This is a genomic window from Pikeienuella piscinae (genome assembly GCF_011044155.1).
GTDB lineage: Bacteria > Pseudomonadota > Alphaproteobacteria > Rhodobacterales > Rhodobacteraceae > Pikeienuella > Pikeienuella piscinae.
This window is the reverse complement of the sequence record NZ_CP049056.1, coordinates 633902-652937: the sequence shown is the minus strand read 5'-3', so window position 1 is coordinate 652937 and position 19036 is coordinate 633902. Positions and strand designations below refer to the sequence as shown.

Annotated in this window: 18 protein-coding genes; 7 read left to right on the top strand and 11 right to left on the bottom strand. The window is 65.1% G+C overall.

Annotated elements, in window-relative coordinates:
• Positions 1-227: 227 nt before the first annotated feature.
• Positions 228-1076: a serine O-acetyltransferase gene (cysE, locus tag G5B40_RS03050; RefSeq protein ID WP_165094818.1), complete on the top strand. Its 849-nt coding sequence runs from the start codon at positions 228-230 to the stop codon at positions 1074-1076.
• Between the two features lie 16 nt (positions 1077-1092).
• On the opposite strand, the gene G5B40_RS03045 is transcribed toward cysE, so the two are convergent.
• The 4 genes from G5B40_RS03045 to G5B40_RS03030 form a co-directional block, all read right to left on the bottom strand.
• Positions 1093-2424 carry a pyruvate dehydrogenase complex dihydrolipoamide acetyltransferase gene (locus G5B40_RS03045; protein WP_165094816.1) on the bottom strand — a complete coding sequence of 444 codons (1332 nt, stop codon included), beginning with the start codon at positions 2422-2424 and terminating at the stop codon, positions 1093-1095.
• 12 nt (positions 2425-2436) lie between these two features.
• Positions 2437-3816, bottom strand: a complete 1380-nt coding sequence (locus G5B40_RS03040) for a pyruvate dehydrogenase complex E1 component subunit beta (protein WP_165094814.1) — start codon at positions 3814-3816, stop codon at positions 2437-2439.
• A gap of 12 nt (positions 3817-3828) precedes the next feature.
• Positions 3829-4818, bottom strand: a complete 990-nt coding sequence (pdhA, locus tag G5B40_RS03035; RefSeq protein ID WP_165094811.1) for a pyruvate dehydrogenase (acetyl-transferring) E1 component subunit alpha — start codon at positions 4816-4818, stop codon at positions 3829-3831.
• Positions 4819-5001: 183 nt separating this feature from the next.
• Positions 5002-5304: an FtsB family cell division protein gene (locus G5B40_RS03030; protein WP_246209689.1), complete on the bottom strand. Its 303-nt coding sequence runs from the start codon at positions 5302-5304 to the stop codon at positions 5002-5004.
• 176 nt (positions 5305-5480) lie between these two features.
• Here G5B40_RS03030 and G5B40_RS03025 point away from each other — a divergent pair, with 176 nt between their 5' ends.
• Positions 5481-6074: a VPLPA-CTERM sorting domain-containing protein gene (locus G5B40_RS03025; protein ID WP_165094808.1), complete on the top strand. Its 594-nt coding sequence runs from the start codon at positions 5481-5483 to the stop codon at positions 6072-6074.
• Between the two features lie 15 nt (positions 6075-6089).
• Here the strand turns inward: G5B40_RS03025 and G5B40_RS03020 are convergent, their stop codons facing one another.
• Entirely contained in the window at positions 6090-7319 is a 1230-nt protein-coding gene (locus G5B40_RS03020) for a TCR/Tet family MFS transporter (RefSeq protein WP_246209688.1), read from the bottom strand.
• Positions 7312-8589 carry a phosphopyruvate hydratase gene (gene eno / locus G5B40_RS03015; RefSeq protein WP_165094806.1) on the bottom strand — a complete coding sequence of 426 codons (1278 nt, stop codon included), beginning with the start codon at positions 8587-8589 and terminating at the stop codon, positions 7312-7314. The genes G5B40_RS03020 and eno overlap by 8 nt, the downstream gene beginning before the upstream one ends.
• A gap of 204 nt (positions 8590-8793) precedes the next feature.
• On the opposite strand from eno, the gene G5B40_RS03010 reads away from it, so the two are divergent.
• Positions 8794-10536 (top strand): adenylate/guanylate cyclase domain-containing protein, encoded by a 1743-nt coding sequence (locus tag G5B40_RS03010; RefSeq protein ID WP_211907405.1) that lies wholly within the window; start codon positions 8794-8796, stop codon positions 10534-10536.
• A gap of 12 nt (positions 10537-10548) precedes the next feature.
• Here G5B40_RS03010 and G5B40_RS03005 read toward each other — a convergent pair whose 3' ends face one another.
• A complete protein-coding gene (locus G5B40_RS03005) occupies positions 10549-11178 on the bottom strand; it encodes a sulfotransferase family protein (RefSeq protein WP_165094804.1) in 630 nt (209 codons plus the stop codon).
• A gap of 85 nt (positions 11179-11263) precedes the next feature.
• Positions 11264-11773: a transglycosylase SLT domain-containing protein gene (locus tag G5B40_RS03000; protein ID WP_179961597.1), complete on the bottom strand. Its 510-nt coding sequence runs from the start codon at positions 11771-11773 to the stop codon at positions 11264-11266.
• A gap of 169 nt (positions 11774-11942) precedes the next feature.
• Between G5B40_RS03000 and G5B40_RS20955 the strand changes: the two genes are divergently transcribed.
• On the top strand, positions 11943-12170 hold the full coding sequence (locus G5B40_RS20955) for a hypothetical protein (protein WP_211907404.1): 228 nt from the start codon (positions 11943-11945) through the stop codon (positions 12168-12170).
• Positions 12171-12173: 3 nt separating this feature from the next.
• Positions 12174-12734, top strand: a complete 561-nt coding sequence (locus tag G5B40_RS21070; RefSeq protein WP_246209686.1) for a hypothetical protein — start codon at positions 12174-12176, stop codon at positions 12732-12734.
• Between the two features lie 80 nt (positions 12735-12814).
• On the opposite strand, the gene G5B40_RS02990 is transcribed toward G5B40_RS21070, so the two are convergent.
• The 3 genes from G5B40_RS02990 to ssb form a co-directional block, all read right to left on the bottom strand.
• The gene (locus G5B40_RS02990) at positions 12815-13816 is read right to left on the bottom strand and encodes a Fe(3+) ABC transporter substrate-binding protein (protein WP_165094798.1); all 1002 of its coding nucleotides are present in this window, start codon (positions 13814-13816) and stop codon (positions 12815-12817) included.
• 103 nt (positions 13817-13919) lie between these two features.
• A complete protein-coding gene (gene mazG, locus G5B40_RS02985; RefSeq protein WP_165094795.1) occupies positions 13920-14666 on the bottom strand; it encodes a nucleoside triphosphate pyrophosphohydrolase in 747 nt (248 codons plus the stop codon).
• A 98-nt stretch (positions 14667-14764) separates the two neighbouring features.
• Entirely contained in the window at positions 14765-15235 is a 471-nt protein-coding gene (gene ssb, locus G5B40_RS02980) for a single-stranded DNA-binding protein (RefSeq protein ID WP_165094793.1), read from the bottom strand.
• Between the two features lie 228 nt (positions 15236-15463).
• On the opposite strand from ssb, the gene uvrA reads away from it, so the two are divergent.
• Both uvrA and G5B40_RS02970 read left to right on the top strand, forming a co-directional pair.
• The gene (gene uvrA, locus G5B40_RS02975; protein ID WP_165094790.1) at positions 15464-18328 is read left to right on the top strand and encodes an excinuclease ABC subunit UvrA; all 2865 of its coding nucleotides are present in this window, start codon (positions 15464-15466) and stop codon (positions 18326-18328) included.
• Between the two features lie 222 nt (positions 18329-18550).
• Positions 18551-18985: a CBS domain-containing protein gene (locus tag G5B40_RS02970; protein ID WP_165094787.1), complete on the top strand. Its 435-nt coding sequence runs from the start codon at positions 18551-18553 to the stop codon at positions 18983-18985.
• Positions 18986-19036: the final 51 nt, after the last annotated feature.

The following is a 19036-nucleotide window of genomic DNA, read 5'->3' as shown; positions in this document are numbered from 1 at the left end:
CTCGCGAGACTCTTCCCACGGACTGCTGATCGAGAACCACGATTGCGCGCTCGTCGAGCCCGGCGCGGTCCAGTTCTTCAAGCTCGCCGAGCTGCGACATGAGTCGCGCTCGCATATCCGCAATCTTCACCATCACGAGTTTTCTCTAGCCGAAGGTTGAATTCCCATGGCCCCGACCCGATAGTTTTCGCACGCGCATTCACCGCGCCGCGCGGGAGGAGGCCGCTATGATCGCTCAAGGGCAGGCCCAGAGCCAGAATAAACCCACGTCGACTCTCGACCCGGTCTGGAGCCGAATGAGGCGGGAGGCGGAGGCGATCGTTTCGGCCGAACCTCTGATGGCGAGCCTCGTGCACGCCGTCGTCCTTCAAGCGCGAAGCCTTGAGGCCGCGATAAGCTATCGGCTGGCTCAGAAGCTCTCCACCGACGACATGCCGCAAATGCTGATCAGACAGATTTGCAACGAAGCCGAAGCCTCCGACCCTTCGATCGGCGCCGCGATCCGCGCCGACATTGTCGCGGTCGAGGAGCGCGACCCGGCATGTTTGCGCTATGTTCAGCCGATACTCTATTTCAAGGGTTTCCTCGCGCTCCAGGCCCATCGCGTCGCGCACTGGCTCTGGGGGCAGGGTCGGCGGGATCTCGCCTATTTGTTCCAGATGCGGACCTCCGAGGTCTTCGGGGTCGATATCCATCCGGCCGCGAAAATCGGCAAGGGCATCATGATTGACCACGCGCATTCCATCGTGATCGGAGAGACTGCGGTTGTCGGTGACGATGTGTCGATGCTGCATTCGGTGACTCTCGGCGGCACCGGCAAGGCGGAAGAAGACCGGCATCCGAAGATCGACGCCGGTGTGCTGATCGGCGCCGGGGCTTCGATCCTAGGCAACATCAGGGTCGGCGAATGCAGCCGCGTCGCCGCCGGCTCGGTCGTGCTGAAAGACGTGCCGCCCTGCAAGACTGTTGCCGGCGTGCCTGCGAAAATCGTCGGCGAGGCGGGTTGCGACCGGCCGTCCTGGTCGATGAACCAGTTCGTGGCCGATGCTGCGGAAGATATCGTTCCGACGAGTTGAACGGCGGACGACCGCTTCAGACCAGCATCGAGATCGGCTCTTCGAGATAGCTCTTGATCGCTGCTAGCAGCTGGGCTCCGAGCGCACCGTCTATCACCCGATGATCGACGGAAAGCGTCACCGACATCACCGTCGCGATCGCCATCTTGTCGTCCTTTACGACCGGTTTTTTCAAACCCGCGCCGACGGCGAGAATCGCGCCATGCGGCGGGTTGATCACCGCGTCGAAATTCTCGATCCCCAACATGCCGAGATTGGAGACCGCGAAACTCCCGCCCTGATACTCGGTGGGCGCCAGTTTCCGCGTCTTCGCCCGCGCCGCCATGTCCTTCATCTGGGTTGACAGTGCGCTCATCGTCTTCACTTCGGCGTCGCGAATGACCGGCGTGATCAGTCCGCCATCAATCGCGACGGCCACTGCAACGTCCGAAGCCTTGAACTTCAGCACCCGGTCGCCGGCCCATGCCGCGTTGCAGTCCGGAATGTCCTGAAGCGCCAGAGCGCAGGCCTTGATGACGAAGTCGTTGACGGAAAGCTTGACACCTTTGGTCTCCAACCCCTTGTTCAGCTTGGCGCGGAACTTCAGGAGCGCATCCAGCTCGATATCCCGCCTCAGATAGAAATGCGGGATAGTCTGCTTGGCTTCTGTCAGCCGTGCGGCGATGGTCTTGCGCATCCCGTCGAGCGCGACTTCCTCGAATTCGCGGTCGCCGTAGAGCTTTCTGACCTGATCGGCGTTCGCGCCGCTCGCCAGCGCCGCCGCAGGCTTCGCGTCGGGCGCGGCCTTGTCTTCGCGTTTCGCCTCGACGGGCTTCGCATTCTCCACATCCGCCTTCACGATTCGCCCATGCGGGCCCGACCCCTTGAGCGTGGCTAGGTCGAGGCCCTTCTCCTTAGCGATCCGCCGCGCGAGCGGAGAGGAAAAAATGCGTTCGCCCTCTTCATTCTTCGGGGCGGCCGGCGCCTTTGCGGGGGAGGGGGCGTCGTCATTGGCCTCCGCCGCCGGCTCCTCTTCCTCCCTCTGTTTCTCCCCGGCTTCTTCCTTGTTTTCGGCGGTTGAGCCGGTGTCGCCGGACGGCGCGTCGCTTATGTCGCTGGCCTCTTCGCCTTCTTCGAGCAGGATCGCGATCACCGCGTTGACCTTCACCCCTTCGGTTCCCTCGGAGACGACGATCTTGCCGACGGTGCCTTCATCCACCGCCTCGACCTCCATGGTCGCCTTGTCGGTTTCGATCTCCGCGATGATATCGCCGGACGAGACCGTATCGCCCTCCTTCACCAGCCACTTCGCGAGATTGCCTTCCTCCATCGTGGGGGAAAGAGCGGGCATCGTGATGTTGATCGGCATGACGCGCCCCTTTCAGCGATAGGTCACGGCTTTGCAGGCGGCGACCACTTCTTCGGTCGTCACCAGCGCCAGTTTCTCGAGATTGGCCGCGTATGGCATCGGTACGTCCTTGCCGGCGCAGTTGACGACCGGCGCATCGAGATAGTCGAACGCCTCCTGCATGAGCACCGCCGATATGTGGTTGCCGATGGAGCAGACCGGCCAGCCTTCCTCCACCGTCACGCAGCGGTTGGTCTTCTTGACCGAGCGTACCACTGTCTCCGTGTCCATCGGCCTGAGCGAACGCAGGTCGATCACCTCGGCCTCGATCCCGTCTTCGGCCAGCGCGTCTGCGGCGGCCAGCGCGTATTGCATCCCGATCCCGAAACTTACGATCGTCAGATCGGAGCCCTGCCGCCAGACCCGCGCCTTGCCTATCGGCGTCGTGTGATCGTTGATATCCGGAACTTCAAAGCTGCGACCGTAGAGGATCTCGTTTTCCAGGAAGATCACCGGGTTCGGGTCGCGGATCGCGGATTTCAGCAAGCCCTTGGCGTCCGCCGCCGAATAGGGCTGCACGACCTTCAGGCCCGGCACCTGCGCGTACCATGCCGCGTAGTCCTGGCTGTGTTGCGCGCCGACCCGCGCGGCCGCGCCGTTCGGGCCACGAAAGACGATCGGGCAGCCCATCATCCCGCCGGACATATAGCGGGTTTTCGCGGCGGAGTTGATGATCTGGTCAATCGCCTGCATGGCGAAGTTGAAGGTCATGAATTCGACGATCGGGTTCAGCCCGGCGAAGGCAGCGCCGACCGCGAGCCCGGTGAATCCGTGCTCGGTGATCGGCGTGTCGATCACCCGCTTGGGGCCGAATTCGTCCAGCAGGCCCTGAGATATCTTGTAGGCGCCCTGGTATTCCGCGACCTCCTCTCCCATCAGGAAGACGTCCCCGCTGGCGCGCATCTCCTCCGCCATCGCATCGCGCAGCGCCTCGCGCACCGTCTGGCTCTTGAATTTCGTGCCTTCCGGCAACTCGCTCTCTTCGGGCGCCGCCGCTTTCGGCTCGGCGGGGGGCTTGTCGGCGGAGTTCTTCTCGGCCTTCGCGTCGTTCCCCGCGGGCGCCTCATTTCTCGCCGCTTCGCCGCCGCCTTCGAGTGCGCTTGCACCCTCGCCTTCTTCGAGCAGGATCGCGATCACCGCGTTGACCTTCACCCCTTCTGCTCCTTCGGCGACGACGAGCTTGCCGACGGTGCCTTCATCCACCGCCTCGACCTCCATGGTCGCTTTGTCGGTTTCGATCTCAGCGATGACGTCGCCTGAGGAAACCGTATCGCCCTCCTTCACCAGCCATTTCGCGAGATTGCCCTCTTCCATCGTCGGTGAAAGGGCGGGCATCGTGATTTCAATGGTCATGCGCGCGCTCCTTCAAGCGTAAACGTCGGTCCAGAGTTCTTTCTCGTCTGGCTCCGGGCTGTCCTGGGCGAATTTCGCCGCCTGGTTGACGATCGACTTGATCTCCTTGTCGACGGCCTTCAGTTCGTCCTCGGACGCGCTGTCGCCCATCAGCAGAAGATCGCGCACATGGTCGATCGGGTCGCGCTCGTCCCGCATCTTCTGCACCTCGTCCCGCGTCCGGTATTTCGCCGGGTCCGACATCGAGTGACCGCGATAGCGATAGGTGTTCATCTCCAGAATATACGGACCCTCGCCGGCGCGGCAGTGCGCGACGGCTGTCTCCGTCGCCGCCTTCACCGCCAGCACGTCCATCCCGTCGACCGCCTCGCCGGGAATGCCGAACGCCTCGCCCCGCGTATGGAGCGAAGGGGTGGAGGAGGCGCGCTTCAGCGAGGTTCCCATCGCATACTGGTTGTTCTCGATCACGAAAATCGCCGGCAGTTTCCAGAGCGAGGCCATGTTGAACGTTTCGTAGACCTGTCCCTGATTCGCCGCGCCGTCGCCGAAATACGTGAATGAGACATTGTCATTCTCGCGGTACCAGTTGGCGAAGGCCAGCCCGGCGCCGATCGGCACATTCGCGCCGACGATGCCATGACCGCCATAGAACTCCTTCTCAATGGAGAACATGTGCATCGAGCCGCCCTTGCCGCGTGAGTACCCGTCCTCGCGCCCGGTCAACTCCGCCATCACCCCCTTCGGGTCCATGCCGCAGGCCAGCATGTGGCCGTGATCGCGATAGGTGGTGACGCGCTGGTCGCCATCTTTCGCGCAGGCCTCGATTCCGACGACGACGGCTTCCTGCCCGATATAGAGGTGACAGAAGCCGCCGATCGCGCCCATGCCGTACAGTTGTCCGGCCTTCTCCTCGAAACGTCGGATCAGCAGCATGTCGCGATAGAACCGCAGAAGCTCGTCTTTCGAGGCGTTCGGTTTCTTCCGCTTGCGCGTGGCGGCCATGGATTTCTCCCTTTCCCAGCCTGGCCCGCGGCTAAGCCCCGCGGCGCCCTGCGCGGCCTGCGCCGCGTCCTTGCAGCGCCATCTCTGCACGATTCCGGGCCTGCCTGTAAGGGGGAACAAGCGCGGAACTCCCGTCAAGGGGGGCTCGCGCCGTAGAATCTCGCGTCGTTTCGTGGAATTCGTTCAACGTATAACGACTTCATCCGGCCGAACATAGCCGAGCACGTCGCGCGCCCGCTGATCCAGAAGGTCGAGGTCGAGATAGTTTTCGCTCAGCCGATGCGTGAGGTTCTCCAGCCGCGCGCGCTCCGCTTTCAGCGCATCAAGCTGGCCGGTCAGCCGGCGCTCTTCCTTCACCGCCGCGAAACCCACGCGCAGGCCGAGCCCGCCCTGAACGCCGCGATGCCCGAAATAGAGGATCGCGGCGATCACGAAGAGCACGGCGGCGATGTCCGCAAGCCGCATTTTCAGTTTCGTGGCGGTCATCTGCTCATGCCTCGCCTTCGCGCCATTCAGCGCTTTGTTGGCGGGATCATGCCGCAAGCGCGTCGGAAAGGAAAGCGCCGCGTCTCTGCGCCACGCCTCGCCGGAACTGTCAAAGAACCTTGCGATTCGAATAAAATGCGGTATCGACTGGATGAAATTTGTTGTGGGGGAATCAAATGAACAAACATTCGCTTCGCGCGGCTTTCATGGCTGTCGGCCTATCCGTCGCCGCCACGCCAGCTCTGGCGTCCGTCGTCGCCACGCTGACCGAGCGGCCCGGCGACGTGCTCATAACCATGGAGGGCAGCCTCGATCTTTCGTCGCTCGGCGCGGGGCAATTCCTCCCCAATTCAGTCGACGTAAACGGCTTGTTTCCCACCAATGGTGAGATTTTCGTCGAGCCGCCAAGCGACCCCAACATCAAAGTTTTCGAGGTTGCCGGCGCTCTTACGCCGTTCGGCTCCTCTGGCCTTACTTTTGGCGCGTTCCTGAGCGGCGATCAGCTTGCATTCTTTCAGAACGGCCCCGGCACCATTCAGATTCAGGTCTCCAGCAACTACGTCTCGAACGCGGCGCTCCTCTCCATGGCGAGCGTTAGCGGAAGCTTTGCGTCGCTTGGCCTGACCGAGGGAGCCTTCGTCACCAACCTGCCGGGCGACCAGACGCTGACCGTTGTTGTCGGCGCGACCCCGGTGCCTCTGCCAGCCAGTCTGCCGCTCCTCGCCGCCGCCCTTGGCGGTCTCGTATTCTGGCGTCGCCGCGCCGCCTGAGCCGGGCGGGACGGCTCAGTTCCGGCGCTGACCGATCATGAAGGGGAGGATCGCCAGTGCGGAGCAGCAGGCGGCGAGAACGAAGGGCGCGCCGGGAAAATAGACCGGTGCCTCCGGCCCGGTGAAATAGAAGAAGATCTGCGACGCGAGGATTGGCGTCACCGCAAAGGCGAGTGAAGTGAGCGCCGAGACCGCGCCCTGCAATTCACCCTGCGCGTCGTCGGGCGTCCGGTTCGCCATCAGCCCCTGAACCGCCGGCGTGAAGAGCGCGGAAAGGGACGCGACCGGGACCAGCGCATAGGCCATCCAGCCTTCGGTCGCGATGGCCAGCCCGATCAGCGAGACTGCGTCAAGGGTGAGCGCCGCAACCGCCGTGCGCGCAGCGCCGAAGCGCGGCAGGATGCGCCGGATCAGGAACCCCTGCACGATCACAAAGCCGACGCCGACAAAGGCCAGCATCAGTCCGATCTCCAGCGCCGACCAGCCGAACCGCGCCATCGCATAGAAGCTCAGGATCGCCGGATAGACGTAATGCGCCAGCGAATAGACGAAGAGCGCGACCAGCAGCCACGACACCGCCGGTCGTTTCGCCATGGCGATCGCCGCCCCCGCCGGGTTTCCACGCGTCCAGCGGAACGGACGCCGGCGCTCCCGCGGTAGAGACTCGGGCAGCACCAGCCAGCCGAGGGCCAGATTGCAGAGGGTCAGCGCCGCCGCGGCCCAGAACGGCGCGCGCGTTCCGAACTCGCCCAGCAGCCCGCCGATCGCCGGGCCGACGACAAAGCCGACCCCGAAGGCCGCGCCGGTCAGTCCGAAATTCTGCGCCCGTGTCGCGGGCGTCGAGATGTCCGCGATGAACGCGTTCGCCGTCGAAAAGGTCGCCGAGGCCGCGCCGGCGATCACTCGTGCGAGAAAGAACAGCGCCAGCGTGGGCGCCAGCGCCATCATCAGGTAATCGAAGGTCACGACCATGAGCGAGCCGAGAAGGATCGGTCGTCGCCCGAATGCGTCCGAAAGATTGCCGAGCGTCGGGCTGAAGAGAAACTGCATCAGCGCGTAGCTGGTCATCACCGCGCCGCTCCACGCGGCTGCGGTTCCGATCCCGCCGTCGTCGGTCAGCTCCAGCATAAGCTCCGGCATCACCGGCATCATCAGTCCGATGCCGACCGCGTTCAGCATCACCGTGACGAAGATGAAGAAAAGCGCCCTTCGGCCGCTCCGTCCGCCCTCCGGGGCGTCAGCCACGCAGCAGCCGAGACCCCGCGAAGATCGCAGCGTCGCCGAGATCCTCCTCGATCCGGATCAGCTGGTTGTATTTCGCCAGACGGTCGGAGCGCGCGAGCGAGCCGGTCTTGATCTGCCCACAATTCGTCGCCACCGCGAGATCGGCGATTGTCGCGTCCTCGGTCTCGCCGGACCGGTGCGACATGACGGCGGTGTAGGCCGCCCGATGCGCCATATCGACAGCGTCCAGCGTCTCGGAAAGCGTGCCTATCTGGTTCACCTTCACCAGTATCGAGTTGCCGACCCCCTGCGCGATCCCATCCGCCAGCCGCGCCGGGTTGGTGACGAAAAGATCGTCGCCGACAAGCTGGCAGCGGTCGCCGAGGGTCCTGGTCAGATGCGCCCAGCCCTCCCAGTCGTCTTCGGCCAGCCCGTCCTCGATGGAGACGATCGGGTAGGCGTCGATCAACGCCGCGTAATAATCGCTCATCTCGCCGGCGTTCAGCACCTTGTTCTCGCCCTTGAGTTGATATTTCCCGTCGGTGAAGAATTCAGACGCGGCGGCGTCAAGCGCGAGAAAGACGTCCTCGCCGGGCCTGTAGCCGGCCTTCTCGACGGATTTCACGATGAAATCGAGGGCCTCGCGGGTCGACCCCAGATTGGGCGCAAAGCCTCCCTCGTCGCCGACATTTGTGCCCAGCCCCGCCGCGGAAAGCTCACCCTTCAGCGTATGGAAAATCTCCGCTCCGGTCCGGATCGCGTCGCGCATCGTTGGCGCGGAGACCGGCATGATCATGAATTCCTGGATATCGATCGGGTTGTCGGCATGGGCGCCGCCATTGATGATGTTCATCATCGGCGCCGGCATCGTCCGCGCGCCGACCCCGCCGACATAGCGGTAAAGCGGAAGCCCGGTGCTCTGCGCCGCCGCCTTCGCGACCGCCAGGGACACACCGAGAATGGCGTTGGCGCCCAGCCGCGCCTTGTTCGGCGTCCCGTCGAGTTCGATCATCGCCGCGTCGATCATGCTCTGGCGCGTGGCGTCGGCCCCGGCGATGGCCTCGAAGATCTCGCCGTTCACCGCCTCGACCGCCCTCAGGACGCCCTTGCCCCTGTAGCGCTCGTCCTCCCCGTCGCGCAACTCAACAGCCTCATGCGCGCCGGTCGAGGCGCCGGACGGAACCGCCGCGCGCCCCTCGGCGCCGTCCTCCAGCATCACATCCACCTCGACCGTCGGGTTGCCCCGGCTGTCCAGGATCTCGCGTCCGGTGATCTCGATGATGGCGCTCATACTCAGGCTCCCTCTTGACGATGGACGGAGCTATAGGGCCGGGCGGGGCAGGGGGCAAGAACGCGGCCGCGCCCCGGAACGCCGCCCCCGCCCGGCGCGAAATTTCTGGTCAGGGCCGCCGCGCGCCGGTAATTCAACCAGGAGACCCTGCGTCGGCGGCCCCGTTCCGACGCGTCCCAGATGGACCGGAGACAAAGTGTCCGCATGAAACGTCGCCTCGCCGCCATCCTGATCGCGGATGTCGTCGGCTTCAGCCGGCTGATGGAGGCCGACGAAGCCGGCGCGCTCGGCGCGCTCAACACGCGCTGGAAAGAAGTCCTCGACCCCATGGCGCGCGAGCAGGGCGGGCGCATCGTCAAATTCATGGGGGACGGAGTTCTGGTCGAGTTCGCTAGCGTCATCAACGCCGTCGCCGGGGCGCTGGCGTTCCAGCGCGGCATGGCGGAGCTGAACGAGGGGCTGCCCGAGGACCGCCAGATGCATTTTCGCGTCGGCGTCAATTTCGGCGACGTGATCGGCGAGGGCGCGGACATTTACGGCGACGGCGTGAACATCGCCGCAAGGCTGGAGCCGCTGGCCGCGCCGGGCGGCATCTGCGTCTCCGGCAAAGTGAGGGAAGAGGTCGAGGGCAAGCTCGACTGCGTCTTCGCCGATCAGGGCGAGCAGACCCTCAAGAACATCTCGCGGCCGATCCGGGTCTGGCGCGTCGCCACGGCGGGCGAGGAAGCGGCCGCCGCCCCCTTGCTCAGCCTGCCCGACCGGCCGTCGATCGCCGTCGTTCCGTTCCAGAACATGAGCGCCGATCCCGAGCAGGACTATTTCGCCGACGGCATGGTCGAGGACATCATCACCGAACTGTCGCGCTTCAAGGGCCTTTTCGTGATCTCGCGCAATTCCAGCTTCGCCTACAAGGCCGCGCAGATCGACATCAAGCGCGTCGGGCGCGAGCTGGGCGTGCGCTACGTCCTCGAGGGCAGCGTGCGAAAGGCCGGCGCACGGCTCCGCATCACCGGCCAGCTCATCGACGCCGCCACCGGCGTGCATCTCTGGGCCGACCGGTTCGACGGCGCGCTGGAGGATGTTTTCGAACTTCAGGATCAGGTCACCGCCCGCGTCGTCGGCGCCATCGCGCCGCGGGTGGAGGCGGCGGAGATCGAACGAGCGGCGCGGAAACCCACCGGCAGCCTCGACGCGCTCGACCATTACCTGCGCGGCCTCGCGGGTTTCAATCGCTTCTGTCCGGAGGGGAACCGGGCGGCGCTGGAGGCGTTCACCAGCGCTATCGCGCTCGATCCCGGCTACGCCGCCGCGCTCGGCATGGCGGCCCGCACCTATGTGCAGCGCATGGGGTTCGCCTGGACCGACGAGCTGCCCGTTGACCGCGAGCGCGCGGTGCGGCTGGCGCGGGCGGCTGCGGCGCACGGTCCGGACGACGGCGTGGCGCTCGCCGCCGCCGGCTTCACGCTCATTTTCTTCGACGAGGTCGCCGATGGCGACGCCTATCTGGAGCAGGCGGTCGATCTCTGCCCGAATCTCGCCTGGGGCTGGCATATTAGCGGGTTCGCGAAGGCTCTCATGGGCGAAATCGACCACGTGGTGGAGCGCGCCCGCCGCGCGCTCCGGCTAAGCCCGCAGGATCCGCAGGCCTTCGCCATGCAATCGGTCGTCGCTCTCGGCCAGCTCCTGACCGGGCGCGAGGAGGAGGCCCTGGCGACGGCGCTCTCCGCGCAGCGGCTCAGGCCGCATTTCCTGACGGCGGCCTGCATCGCGGCCGTCAGCGCAGCGCGGCTCGGGCGCGAGGCGGAGGCGGCGCGGGCGCTGGCGACAGTGCGGGAGATCAGCCCGGCGCTGCGCGTCTCTACGCTTTCCGAAATCTGGGCGTTCCAGCGCGAGACGGAGCGCGCGCTCTGGGCCGAGGGGCTGCGCAAGGCGGGGCTGCCGGAATAGGGCCGTCCGACGCTACGGATTCTCCCAGTCGATATCCTTGAACTCGCGGGAGGAGTTGGTCATCGGGAACGGCTCGCCCGGCTCCTCGACGCCGAGAAACCGGCAGAGCGGACGCCAGCCCTCGGCGACGTCCATCACGAGGAGGCGCGACGCCGGGATCGCATCGCGCACCGCAGCATTGTGGGCCTCGTAAACGCCGATCGCATGCGCGCGATCCGAGAGGCGGCCCGCGAACGTCTTCTCCATAACGAGAGTTCGGGCCATCGCCGTCAGGCGGTTGGCGTGGTCGGTGTCGTAGGTTCCGCTCGCCTCCATCGTCGGCAGGATTGTCGCCTGGACGCTCTCGAACCAGAGATCGGGGTCGCGCACCGAGAGCACGACTTTCGCCTCCGGCCATCGCGCCGCCGACTCGCGCCAGTACCGCGCGCCGGGCCAGTCCACCTGCGACCGGTAACCCTTGAAAACCGCGTCGAGATCCGGCGCGCCGCCGGCCGCGACCGCCTCCCACGCCGGCAGAAGCGCCGGGTTGTCGCGGATCTCGAACATGTGGTGGCAGGGCCCGAAGCCGAGGAGCTCCAGCGCCAGTTTCAGCGAGTTGGTGCCAGTCCGCCCGAACCCCGCGCCGATGATATCGAGAGCCATGATGATCCGCCGCCGCCGTTGAGGGCGTTTACTGAGCGCGCCCGCGCCGGAAGTTGCAAGAAAATTCGACCGATGGGGATCGGCTTCAGCTTTTCAGCCCGGTCTCGCGCAGCAGACCCTTGCGCTTCGCCTCATAGTAATAGCCCCGCGCATACCAGCCGATCGCCTCGTCCGGGTCGCCCTCCGCGACAAGCCACGCGCCGCGCAGATACTTCACGCCGTACTTGAGGTTGGTCTCTGCATCCAGCAGCCCCTCGTCCGGCCCACGGTAGCCCATCGTCCGGGCCGTCTGCGGCAGGATCTGCAAGAGCCCGTAATAGGGCCCGTTCCGCGCTCTTGGCTGGTGGCTGCTTTCGCGGATCACCAGACGCTGCACAAGATCGACGGGCAGATCGTAGTGCTGCGCCGCCGCCACGATCTTGGCGCGCAGCGCCGGCGTTTCGTTCGGGTAGAGTGGCTTTCTCACTCCCATCGTCGATATCGCATCAGCCGCTCCGGCGGCGCCGGGAGTGAGCGCGGGCGTCGGCGGCTCCCCCACTGCGCAGGCCGTTAAAAACAAGGTGAGAACCAGAACCGCAGCCGGCGCATGAGCCATGTCGCACCCCCACCGTCCCGAATGGCGGTTTTTGCGGCGTGGTCGATCCCGCGCCGGAAATTGGGCGGAGAATGGCCCTTGGACATGCGCCGCGTCAATCGGGCTGAGGATTCAATGGCGCGCAGTCCGTAAGGATCAGCAATGAAGCACGTGTTGCGAAAGGATTTTCATGCGCGCGATCGCCATTGCCTGTCCTGCGCTTTTCATGGCGTTCGGCGCCTCGGCGGCGCTCGCCCAATCGAACGAGGATCTGGCCAAGCAGCTCTCGAACCCGATTGCGAGCCCGATCAGCGTTCCCCTCCAGTTCAACTATGACGAGGGTTACGGCGCCGGCGGCGGCGAAAAGGCCTTCGTCAACGTGCAGCCTGTCATACCGATCGGCATCAGCGAGAACTGAAGCGTGATCTCGCGCACGATCCTGCCGATCGCCTTGCAGGGCGATGTAGTTTCCGGGACGGATCAGTTCAGCCTCGGCGATACAGCGCACAGCCTGTTTTTCTCGCCGAAGGCGCCGGTCGACGGCTTCATCCTCGGGGCGGGGCCGGTGTTTCTCATCCCGACCGCTACCGACAGCGCGCTCGGCGGCGAGAAATGGGGCGCCGGTCGGACCGGCGCCATTCTCCGCCAGTCCGGCCCCTGGACCTATGGCGCGCTCGCCAACCATATCTGGTCATTCGCGGGCGACAGCAGCCGGCGCGACGTCAGCACCGCCTTTCTCCAGCCTTTTCTCAGCTATACTACGCCGAAGGTGACAACCTATGCGCTCAATCTCGAGTCGACCTATGACTGGAAGCGCGACGACTGGGCGGTTCCGGTCAACTTTCAGGTCAACCAGCTCTTCGACGTCTCCGGACAGAAGATGCAGTTTGGCGGAGGCGTCCGTTATTGGCTCGATTCCGCGAAGGGCGGCCCGGACGGGTTCGGCGGCCGCGTGAACCTCGTCTTTCTCTTTCCAAAATAGCGGGCGCGGCGAAGAGCTCCCCCGGAGCAGACAGGAAAAGTGCGCCGCGCCCCAATCCGAACTCAGAGCGTCGCCCGCGCTCAGTCGTCGAAGCCGATCCGTTCGACAATCTTCAGCGCCGCGGGGCGCGCCGCGCCAATCTCGGTCAGCGGCGTCGTGTCCGGCTCGAACGCGCCGAAGCTCTTCACCAGGTCCGAAGGGGGCACGCCCGGCTCCACCGGGTATTCACCGACGATCTCGGCGTAGATCTTCTGCGCATGGTCGGAGGAAAGCCATTCCATCATCTGCAGCGCCTCGTCGCGATTGGGCGCGGACTTGGTCATGGAGACGCCGGAGATGTTCATATGCGTGCCGCCATTCTCGAAATGCGGGAACATGATGCGCACGGACTCGGCCCATTCCTTCTGCTCGTCGTCTTTCAGCATCGCCACCATGTAATAGTTGTTGCCGAGCGAGATGTCGCATTCACCGGCCCAGATCGCCTTCACCTGGCTCCGGTCGCTCCCTTCGGGTTTCCGGGCCAGATTGGCCTTGATCCCCTTCATCCATTCTTCGGCTTCGGCCTCGCCGTGCCTCACGATCATCGCGCCGAGAAGGCCAAGCGTGTAGGAGTGGGAGCCGGAACGGGTGCAGATGCGCCCCTTCCATTGCGGCTCGGCGAGCGCCTCGTAGGTCGTCACCTCCTCGTCCTTCACCCGTTCCTTCGACGCGTAGACGATGCGCGCGCGCGCGGTGACGCCGAACCAGTGACCCTCCGGGTCGCGGAACGCCGGCGGGATGTTCTCCTCCAACACCGGCGACGACACCGACTGCGTCAACCCGGCGTTCACCGCTTCGAGCAGCCGGGAGATGTCGACTGTGAAGATCAGGTCGGCCGGTGAAAGATCGCCCTCCGCCTTCAGTCGCTCGACCATGCCCTTGTTGAGAAAAACGACATTGACGTTGATCCCGGTATCCTTCGTGAACGCCTCGGTCAGCGGCGCGATTAGGTCGGGTTGGCGGTATGAGTAGACGTTGACGTCTGCGACGGCCGGCGCGGCGAGCGCGGCGATCATCAGTGGCGCGGCGATACGGGTGAACATGAGCGATCCTCGTTGTTGAACTCGAAGCGTTAATACCCGACAATTCCACTCATTCAAATGGTCGATTTCTTTGGTCAGGTAACTTTCGCGGATTCCGCTCTCGCTATTCCCGGCGCTTGATCGCCGTCCAGATCGCGTCCATCTCCGCGAGTGTGGCGTCGGCGGGGCCGCGCCCCTCGGCGGCCAACGCCGCCTCGACGCCCCTGAAGCGGCGTTCGAACTTGGCGTTGACCCGGCGCAACGCCGCCTCCGGGTCGATCCTCAGGTGCCGGCCGAGATTGGCGATGACAAAAAGCAGATCGCCGTATTCCGCCTCGATCTGGTCCCGATCACGGGTTTCGCGCGCTTCCGCCAATTCGCCGGCCTCCTCGACGATCTTCTCCAGCACACCGCCCGTGTCCGGCCAGTCGAAGCCGACGCGCGCCGCCCGGTCCTGCAGTTTCACCGCGCGGGTCATGCCGGGGAGGGGCGCCGGCACGCCGTCGAGCGCGCTTTCGCGCCGATCGCCCCGCGCTGCGCGCTCCTGCGCTTTCATCCGCTCCCATGAGCCGGTCGTGAATTCATCCCGCGCCATGTTGCCAAAGACATGAGGGTGTCGGCGGATCATCTTGGCGCAGATCGCCCCGACAACATCGTCCCAGCCGAAATCGCCAGCTTCCGCCGCCATCTGCGCGTGATAGACGACCTGCAGCAACAGGTCGCCTAATTCGTCCGCCAACTCATCCAGCGCGCCGCGCTCGATCGCGTCCGCGACCTCATAGGCCTCTTCGATCGTATAGGGCGCGATGGATCGGAAATTCTGCTGGAGATCCCAAGGACAACCCTGCTCCGGCTCACGCAGCCGGCGCATGATCTCAAGCAGCCGCTCCAGTCCTTCCGCCGAATCGCCGATCAGGGCGTCGGACTCGGCGCGGGGCAGGGGCCGGGTCCGCGTCTCGCGCTTCTCGCTCAGAACGGGATCTCGTCATCGATATCCTGCGACGGCCCGCTCGCGAAACGGTCTCCGCCACCGCCGGAACTCGTACCGCCGCCGGACCGGTCGTCAAAGCCCCCGCCGCCGCCTTCGCCGCGCCCGTCGAGCATGGTCAGGGTCGAGTTGAACCCGCGCAGTACAACTTCTGTCGAATAGCGGTCCTGGCCGTTCTGATCCTGCCACTTCCGCGTCTCCAGCTGCCCCTCGATATAGACCTTCGAGCCTTTCCGCAGATACTGCTCCGCGACCCGCACCAGCCCTTCGGAGAAGATCGCGACCGAGTGCCATTCAGTCTTCTCGCGCCGCTCGCCGGTCGACTTGTCGCGCCAGGTCTCCGATGTCGCGATGCGCAGGTTGCAGACCTTGCCGCCGTTCGTGAAGCTCCGCACCTCCGGATCGCGGCCCAGATTGCCGATCAGAATGACTTTGTTGACGCTGCCGGCCATGCGGGCCTCCCTCTCTCGAATCCTCGCGCCCAGCATTAGCGCGCGGCGCGCGGCATGGCCACAGCGCCGCACCCGGTTGACGCTGCCCCCTGCAGCGCCAAATGTTAACGACGCCTCTCGCTTTGCTTGCGGCGATGTTCTACTTTTGTTTCATCTCCTGACGGCTGGTGTCAAGAGGGTCGACTGACTGGCTCGCTAGGGCTCGACATTTCATGGTAGGGGCCGGGTATGGCCGAACAAAAATTTCTCTCCATCCGCGGCGCGCGGGAGCATAACCTCAAGGGGATCGACGTCGATCTGCCGCGCGACGCGCTCTGCGTGATCACCGGGCTCTCCGGCTCCGGCAAATCCTCGCTCGCCTTCGACACGATCTACGCCGAGGGGCAGCGTCGTTACGTCGAATCGCTCTCGGCCTATGCCCGCCAGTTCCTGCAGATGATGCAGAAGCCGGATGTCGACCATATCGAGGGGCTTTCCCCCGCGATTTCCATCGAGCAGAAGACGACGAGCAAGAACCCCCGCTCCACCGTCGGCACCGTCACCGAGATCTACGACTACTTGCGGCTGCTCTTCGCCCGCGTCGGCACGCCCTACAGCCCGGCGACCGGGCTGCCGATCGAGGCGCAGCAGATCTCCGAGATGGTCGACCGGGTGATGGCGATGGAGGAGGGGACGCGCGCCTATCTCCTCGCGCCCATCGTCCGCGATCGGAAGGGAGAGTATCGCAAGGAGTTCGCGGATCTTCGCAAGCAAGGCTTTCAGCGCGTAAAGGTGAACGGCGCCTTTCACGAGCTGGAGGACGCGCCGACGCTCGACAAGAAGTTCCGCCACAACATAGACGTGGTGGTCGACCGGATCGTGGTGCGCGAGGGGATCGAAACTCGCCTCGCGGACAGTTTCGCCACCGCGCTCGGCCTCGCCGACGGCATCGCGGTGCTGGAGACCGCGCCGGCGGAGGAGGGGGCGGAGCCGGTCCAGACCGTCTTTTCGGAGAAATTCGCCTGCCCGGTCTCCGGCTTCACCATTCCGGAGATCGAGCCGCGGCTCTTCTCCTTCAACGCGCCTTTCGGCGCCTGCCCGGCCTGCGACGGGCTGGGGCAGGAGCTGTTCTTCGACGAGAACCTGGTTGTGCCCGACGTCTCGTTGCCGGTGAACAAGGGCGCCATCGCGCCCTGGGCGAAATCCAACAGCCCGTATTACCGCCAGACCATCGACGCCATCGCCGACGCTTTCGGCTTCAACGCCGCCGACCGCTGGCGCGACCTGCCGGACGCGGCGCAGCAGGCGCTGCTCTACGGCTCCGGCGAGCGCAAGATCCGCTTCCGCTACGACGACGGTGGTCGCGTCTACGAGGTCGAGCGCCCCTTTGAGGGCGTCATCCCCAATCTGGAACGGCGCTATCGCGAAACCGATTCGAACATGATGCGGGAGATGTTCGAAGCCTATCAGAACAACCGCCCCTGCGGCGCGTGCGGCGGCCATCGCCTGCGCGAACAGGCGCTGGCGGTGAAGATCGCCGGGCTGCACATCAGCCAGGTCACGCAGATGTCGATCCGTGACGCCGCCGTCTGGGCGGAAAGCGTGTTCGAGACGCTCTCGACCCAGAAAAAGGCCATCGCCGGCGCAATCCTGAAGGAGATCCGCGAGCGGCTCGGCTTCCTGGTCAATGTCGGGCTCGACTATCTGACGCTGGCGCGCGCCTCGGGAACGCTTTCCGGCGGGGAAAGCCAGCGCATCCGCCTCGCCAGCCAGATCGGCTCCGGCCTGACCGGCGTGCTCTACGTGTTGGACGAGCCTTCCATCGGCCTCCACCAGCGCGACAACGACCGGTTGCTCACGACGCTGAAGAACCTTCGCGATCAGGGAAACACGGTGATCGTCGTCGAGCATGACGAGGAGGCGATTCGCGAGGCCGATTACGTCCTCGATATCGGCCCCGGCGCCGGCGTGCACGGCGGCGAGGTGATCGCGCGCGGAACCCCCGACGACATCATGGCCGCGGAAGACTCGATCACCGGCGCCTACCTGACCGGCCGCCGGGTGATCCCGACGCCGGGCGCGCGCCGGCGGGGCAACGGCAGGAAGCTTGTCATCGAAGGGGCGAGCGGCAACAACCTGAATGACGTGACCGCGACCTTCCCGCTCGGCGCCCTCACCTGCGTCACCGGCGTCTCCGGCGGCGGCAAGTCCACGCTGACCATCGAGACGCTCTACAAGACCGCCGCGCACCGGCTGAACGGCGCCCGCGCCAATCCCGCGCCCTCGCGCTCGATAAAGGGGCTCGAACATCTCGACAAGGTAATCGACATCGATCAGTCACCGATCGGCCGCACCCCGCGCTCGAACCCGGCGACCTATACCGGCGCCTTCACCCCGATCCGCGACTGGTTCGCAGGATTGCCGGAATCGAAGGCGCGCGGCTACAAGCCCGGCCGCTTCTCCTTCAACGTGAAGGGCGGGCGCTGCGAGGCATGTCAGGGCGACGGCGTCATCAAGATCGAGATGCACTTCCTCCCCGACGTCTATGTGGAGTGCGAAACCTGTAAGGGCGCGCGCTACAATCGCGAGACGCTGGAGGTGAAGTACAAGGGCAAGTCCATCGCCGAAGTCCTTGATATGACGGTCGAGGACGGCGTGGAGTTCTTCGCCTCCATCCCGATGATCCGCGACAAGATGGAAACGCTGCAACGCGTCGGCCTCGGTTATATCAAGATCGGCCAGCAGGCGACGACGCTTTCCGGCGGCGAGGCGCAGCGCGTCAAACTCTCGAAGGAACTGGCGAAACGCGCCACCGGCCGCACGCTCTACATTCTCGACGAGCCGACAACCGGCCTGCATTTTGAAGATGTGCGGAAGCTTCTTGAAGTGCTGCATGAACTTGTCGAAGCCGGAAACACCATCGTAGTGATCGAGCACAATCTCGACGTGATCAAGACCGCCGACTGGATTATCGACATCGGCCCCGAGGGCGGCGACGGCGGTGGCGAGATCGTCGCCGCCGGAACCCCCGAGGAGATCGCGCTCGTCGAGGAAAGCCATACCGGACGCTACCTCCGGCCGCTGCTGAAACGCGGGAGAGTGGCGGCCGAATGAGTCGCTCATTTCGCGCTCAGGGGTCCACAGACAGGGGCGCGCGCGATCCAGGAAACGCCCGCCTGCGCCGCGCCAGAGAGACCCTGACCGCATGATCGATAGATTCATGCCGGCGCTCAGGCCGGGTTTGCGGCGCTCAGCACCCGCGGCCGAATAATCGTTCCGGTCTCGCTTGCTTCCGTGCTACGCTTCCTTAGGTGGCATTCCTAAGGAGGACACGCCATGAACGTGCAGAAGATCATCGGCGCCAAGCCGATCCAGTCCGTCGAAACCATTTCCCCGCAGGAAACGCTCTCCGCCGCGGCGGCGCTGCTCTCCTCGAAAAGGATCGGTGCGTTGATCGTCGGGGACGGGAAGGCCGGCGTCGCCGGCATCATTTCCGAGCGCGACATCGTCCGTCGGCTCGCCGCCGAAGGCGCCGCCTGCCTCGCGACTTCGGTCGCCTCCGCAATGACCACGGCGGTGATGAGCTGCGCGCCCTCCGACAGCGCCGTCTCGGTCCTGCAACGCATGACCGATGGACGCTTTCGCCACATGCCGGTGATTGATGACGGCCGCCTCGTCGGCGTTATCTCCATCGGCGACGTGGTGAAGGCGCGGATGTCCGAGATCGAAATGGAGAATCGCGCCATGGAGGACATGATCAAGGGGATCTGAGCGAAGCCGCCTTTCCGGCGCCGGGTCGCTCCCGCTCCGCGGTCCCGGCCA

What these genes read in the sequence shown, in the direction of transcription:
- cysE (WP_165094818.1), top strand. Translation starts at nt 228, where the DNA reads ATGATCGCTCAAGGGCAGGCCCAGAGCCAGAATAAACCCACGTCGACT.
- G5B40_RS03045 (WP_165094816.1), bottom strand. Translation starts at nt 2,424, where the DNA reads ATGCCGATCAACATCACGATGCCCGCTCTTTCCCCCACGATGGAGGAA.
- G5B40_RS03040 (WP_165094814.1), bottom strand. Translation starts at nt 3,816, where the DNA reads ATGACCATTGAAATCACGATGCCCGCCCTTTCACCGACGATGGAAGAG.
- pdhA (WP_165094811.1), bottom strand. Translation starts at nt 4,818, where the DNA reads ATGGCCGCCACGCGCAAGCGGAAGAAACCGAACGCCTCGAAAGACGAG.
- G5B40_RS03030 (WP_246209689.1), bottom strand. Translation starts at nt 5,304, where the DNA reads ATGACCGCCACGAAACTGAAAATGCGGCTTGCGGACATCGCCGCCGTG.
- G5B40_RS03025 (WP_165094808.1), top strand. Translation starts at nt 5,481, where the DNA reads ATGAACAAACATTCGCTTCGCGCGGCTTTCATGGCTGTCGGCCTATCC.
- eno (WP_165094806.1), bottom strand. Translation starts at nt 8,589, where the DNA reads ATGAGCGCCATCATCGAGATCACCGGACGCGAGATCCTGGACAGCCGG.
- G5B40_RS03010 (WP_211907405.1), top strand. Translation starts at nt 8,794, where the DNA reads ATGAAACGTCGCCTCGCCGCCATCCTGATCGCGGATGTCGTCGGCTTC.
- G5B40_RS03005 (WP_165094804.1), bottom strand. Translation starts at nt 11,178, where the DNA reads ATGGCTCTCGATATCATCGGCGCGGGGTTCGGGCGGACTGGCACCAAC.
- G5B40_RS03000 (WP_179961597.1), bottom strand. Translation starts at nt 11,773, where the DNA reads ATGGCTCATGCGCCGGCTGCGGTTCTGGTTCTCACCTTGTTTTTAACG.
- G5B40_RS20955 (WP_211907404.1), top strand. Translation starts at nt 11,943, where the DNA reads ATGCGCGCGATCGCCATTGCCTGTCCTGCGCTTTTCATGGCGTTCGGC.
- G5B40_RS02990 (WP_165094798.1), bottom strand. Translation starts at nt 13,816, where the DNA reads ATGTTCACCCGTATCGCCGCGCCACTGATGATCGCCGCGCTCGCCGCG.
- mazG (WP_165094795.1), bottom strand. Translation starts at nt 14,666, where the DNA reads ATGCGCCGGCTGCGTGAGCCGGAGCAGGGTTGTCCTTGGGATCTCCAG.
- ssb (WP_165094793.1), bottom strand. Translation starts at nt 15,235, where the DNA reads ATGGCCGGCAGCGTCAACAAAGTCATTCTGATCGGCAATCTGGGCCGC.
- uvrA (WP_165094790.1), top strand. Translation starts at nt 15,464, where the DNA reads ATGGCCGAACAAAAATTTCTCTCCATCCGCGGCGCGCGGGAGCATAAC.
- G5B40_RS02970 (WP_165094787.1), top strand. Translation starts at nt 18,551, where the DNA reads ATGAACGTGCAGAAGATCATCGGCGCCAAGCCGATCCAGTCCGTCGAA.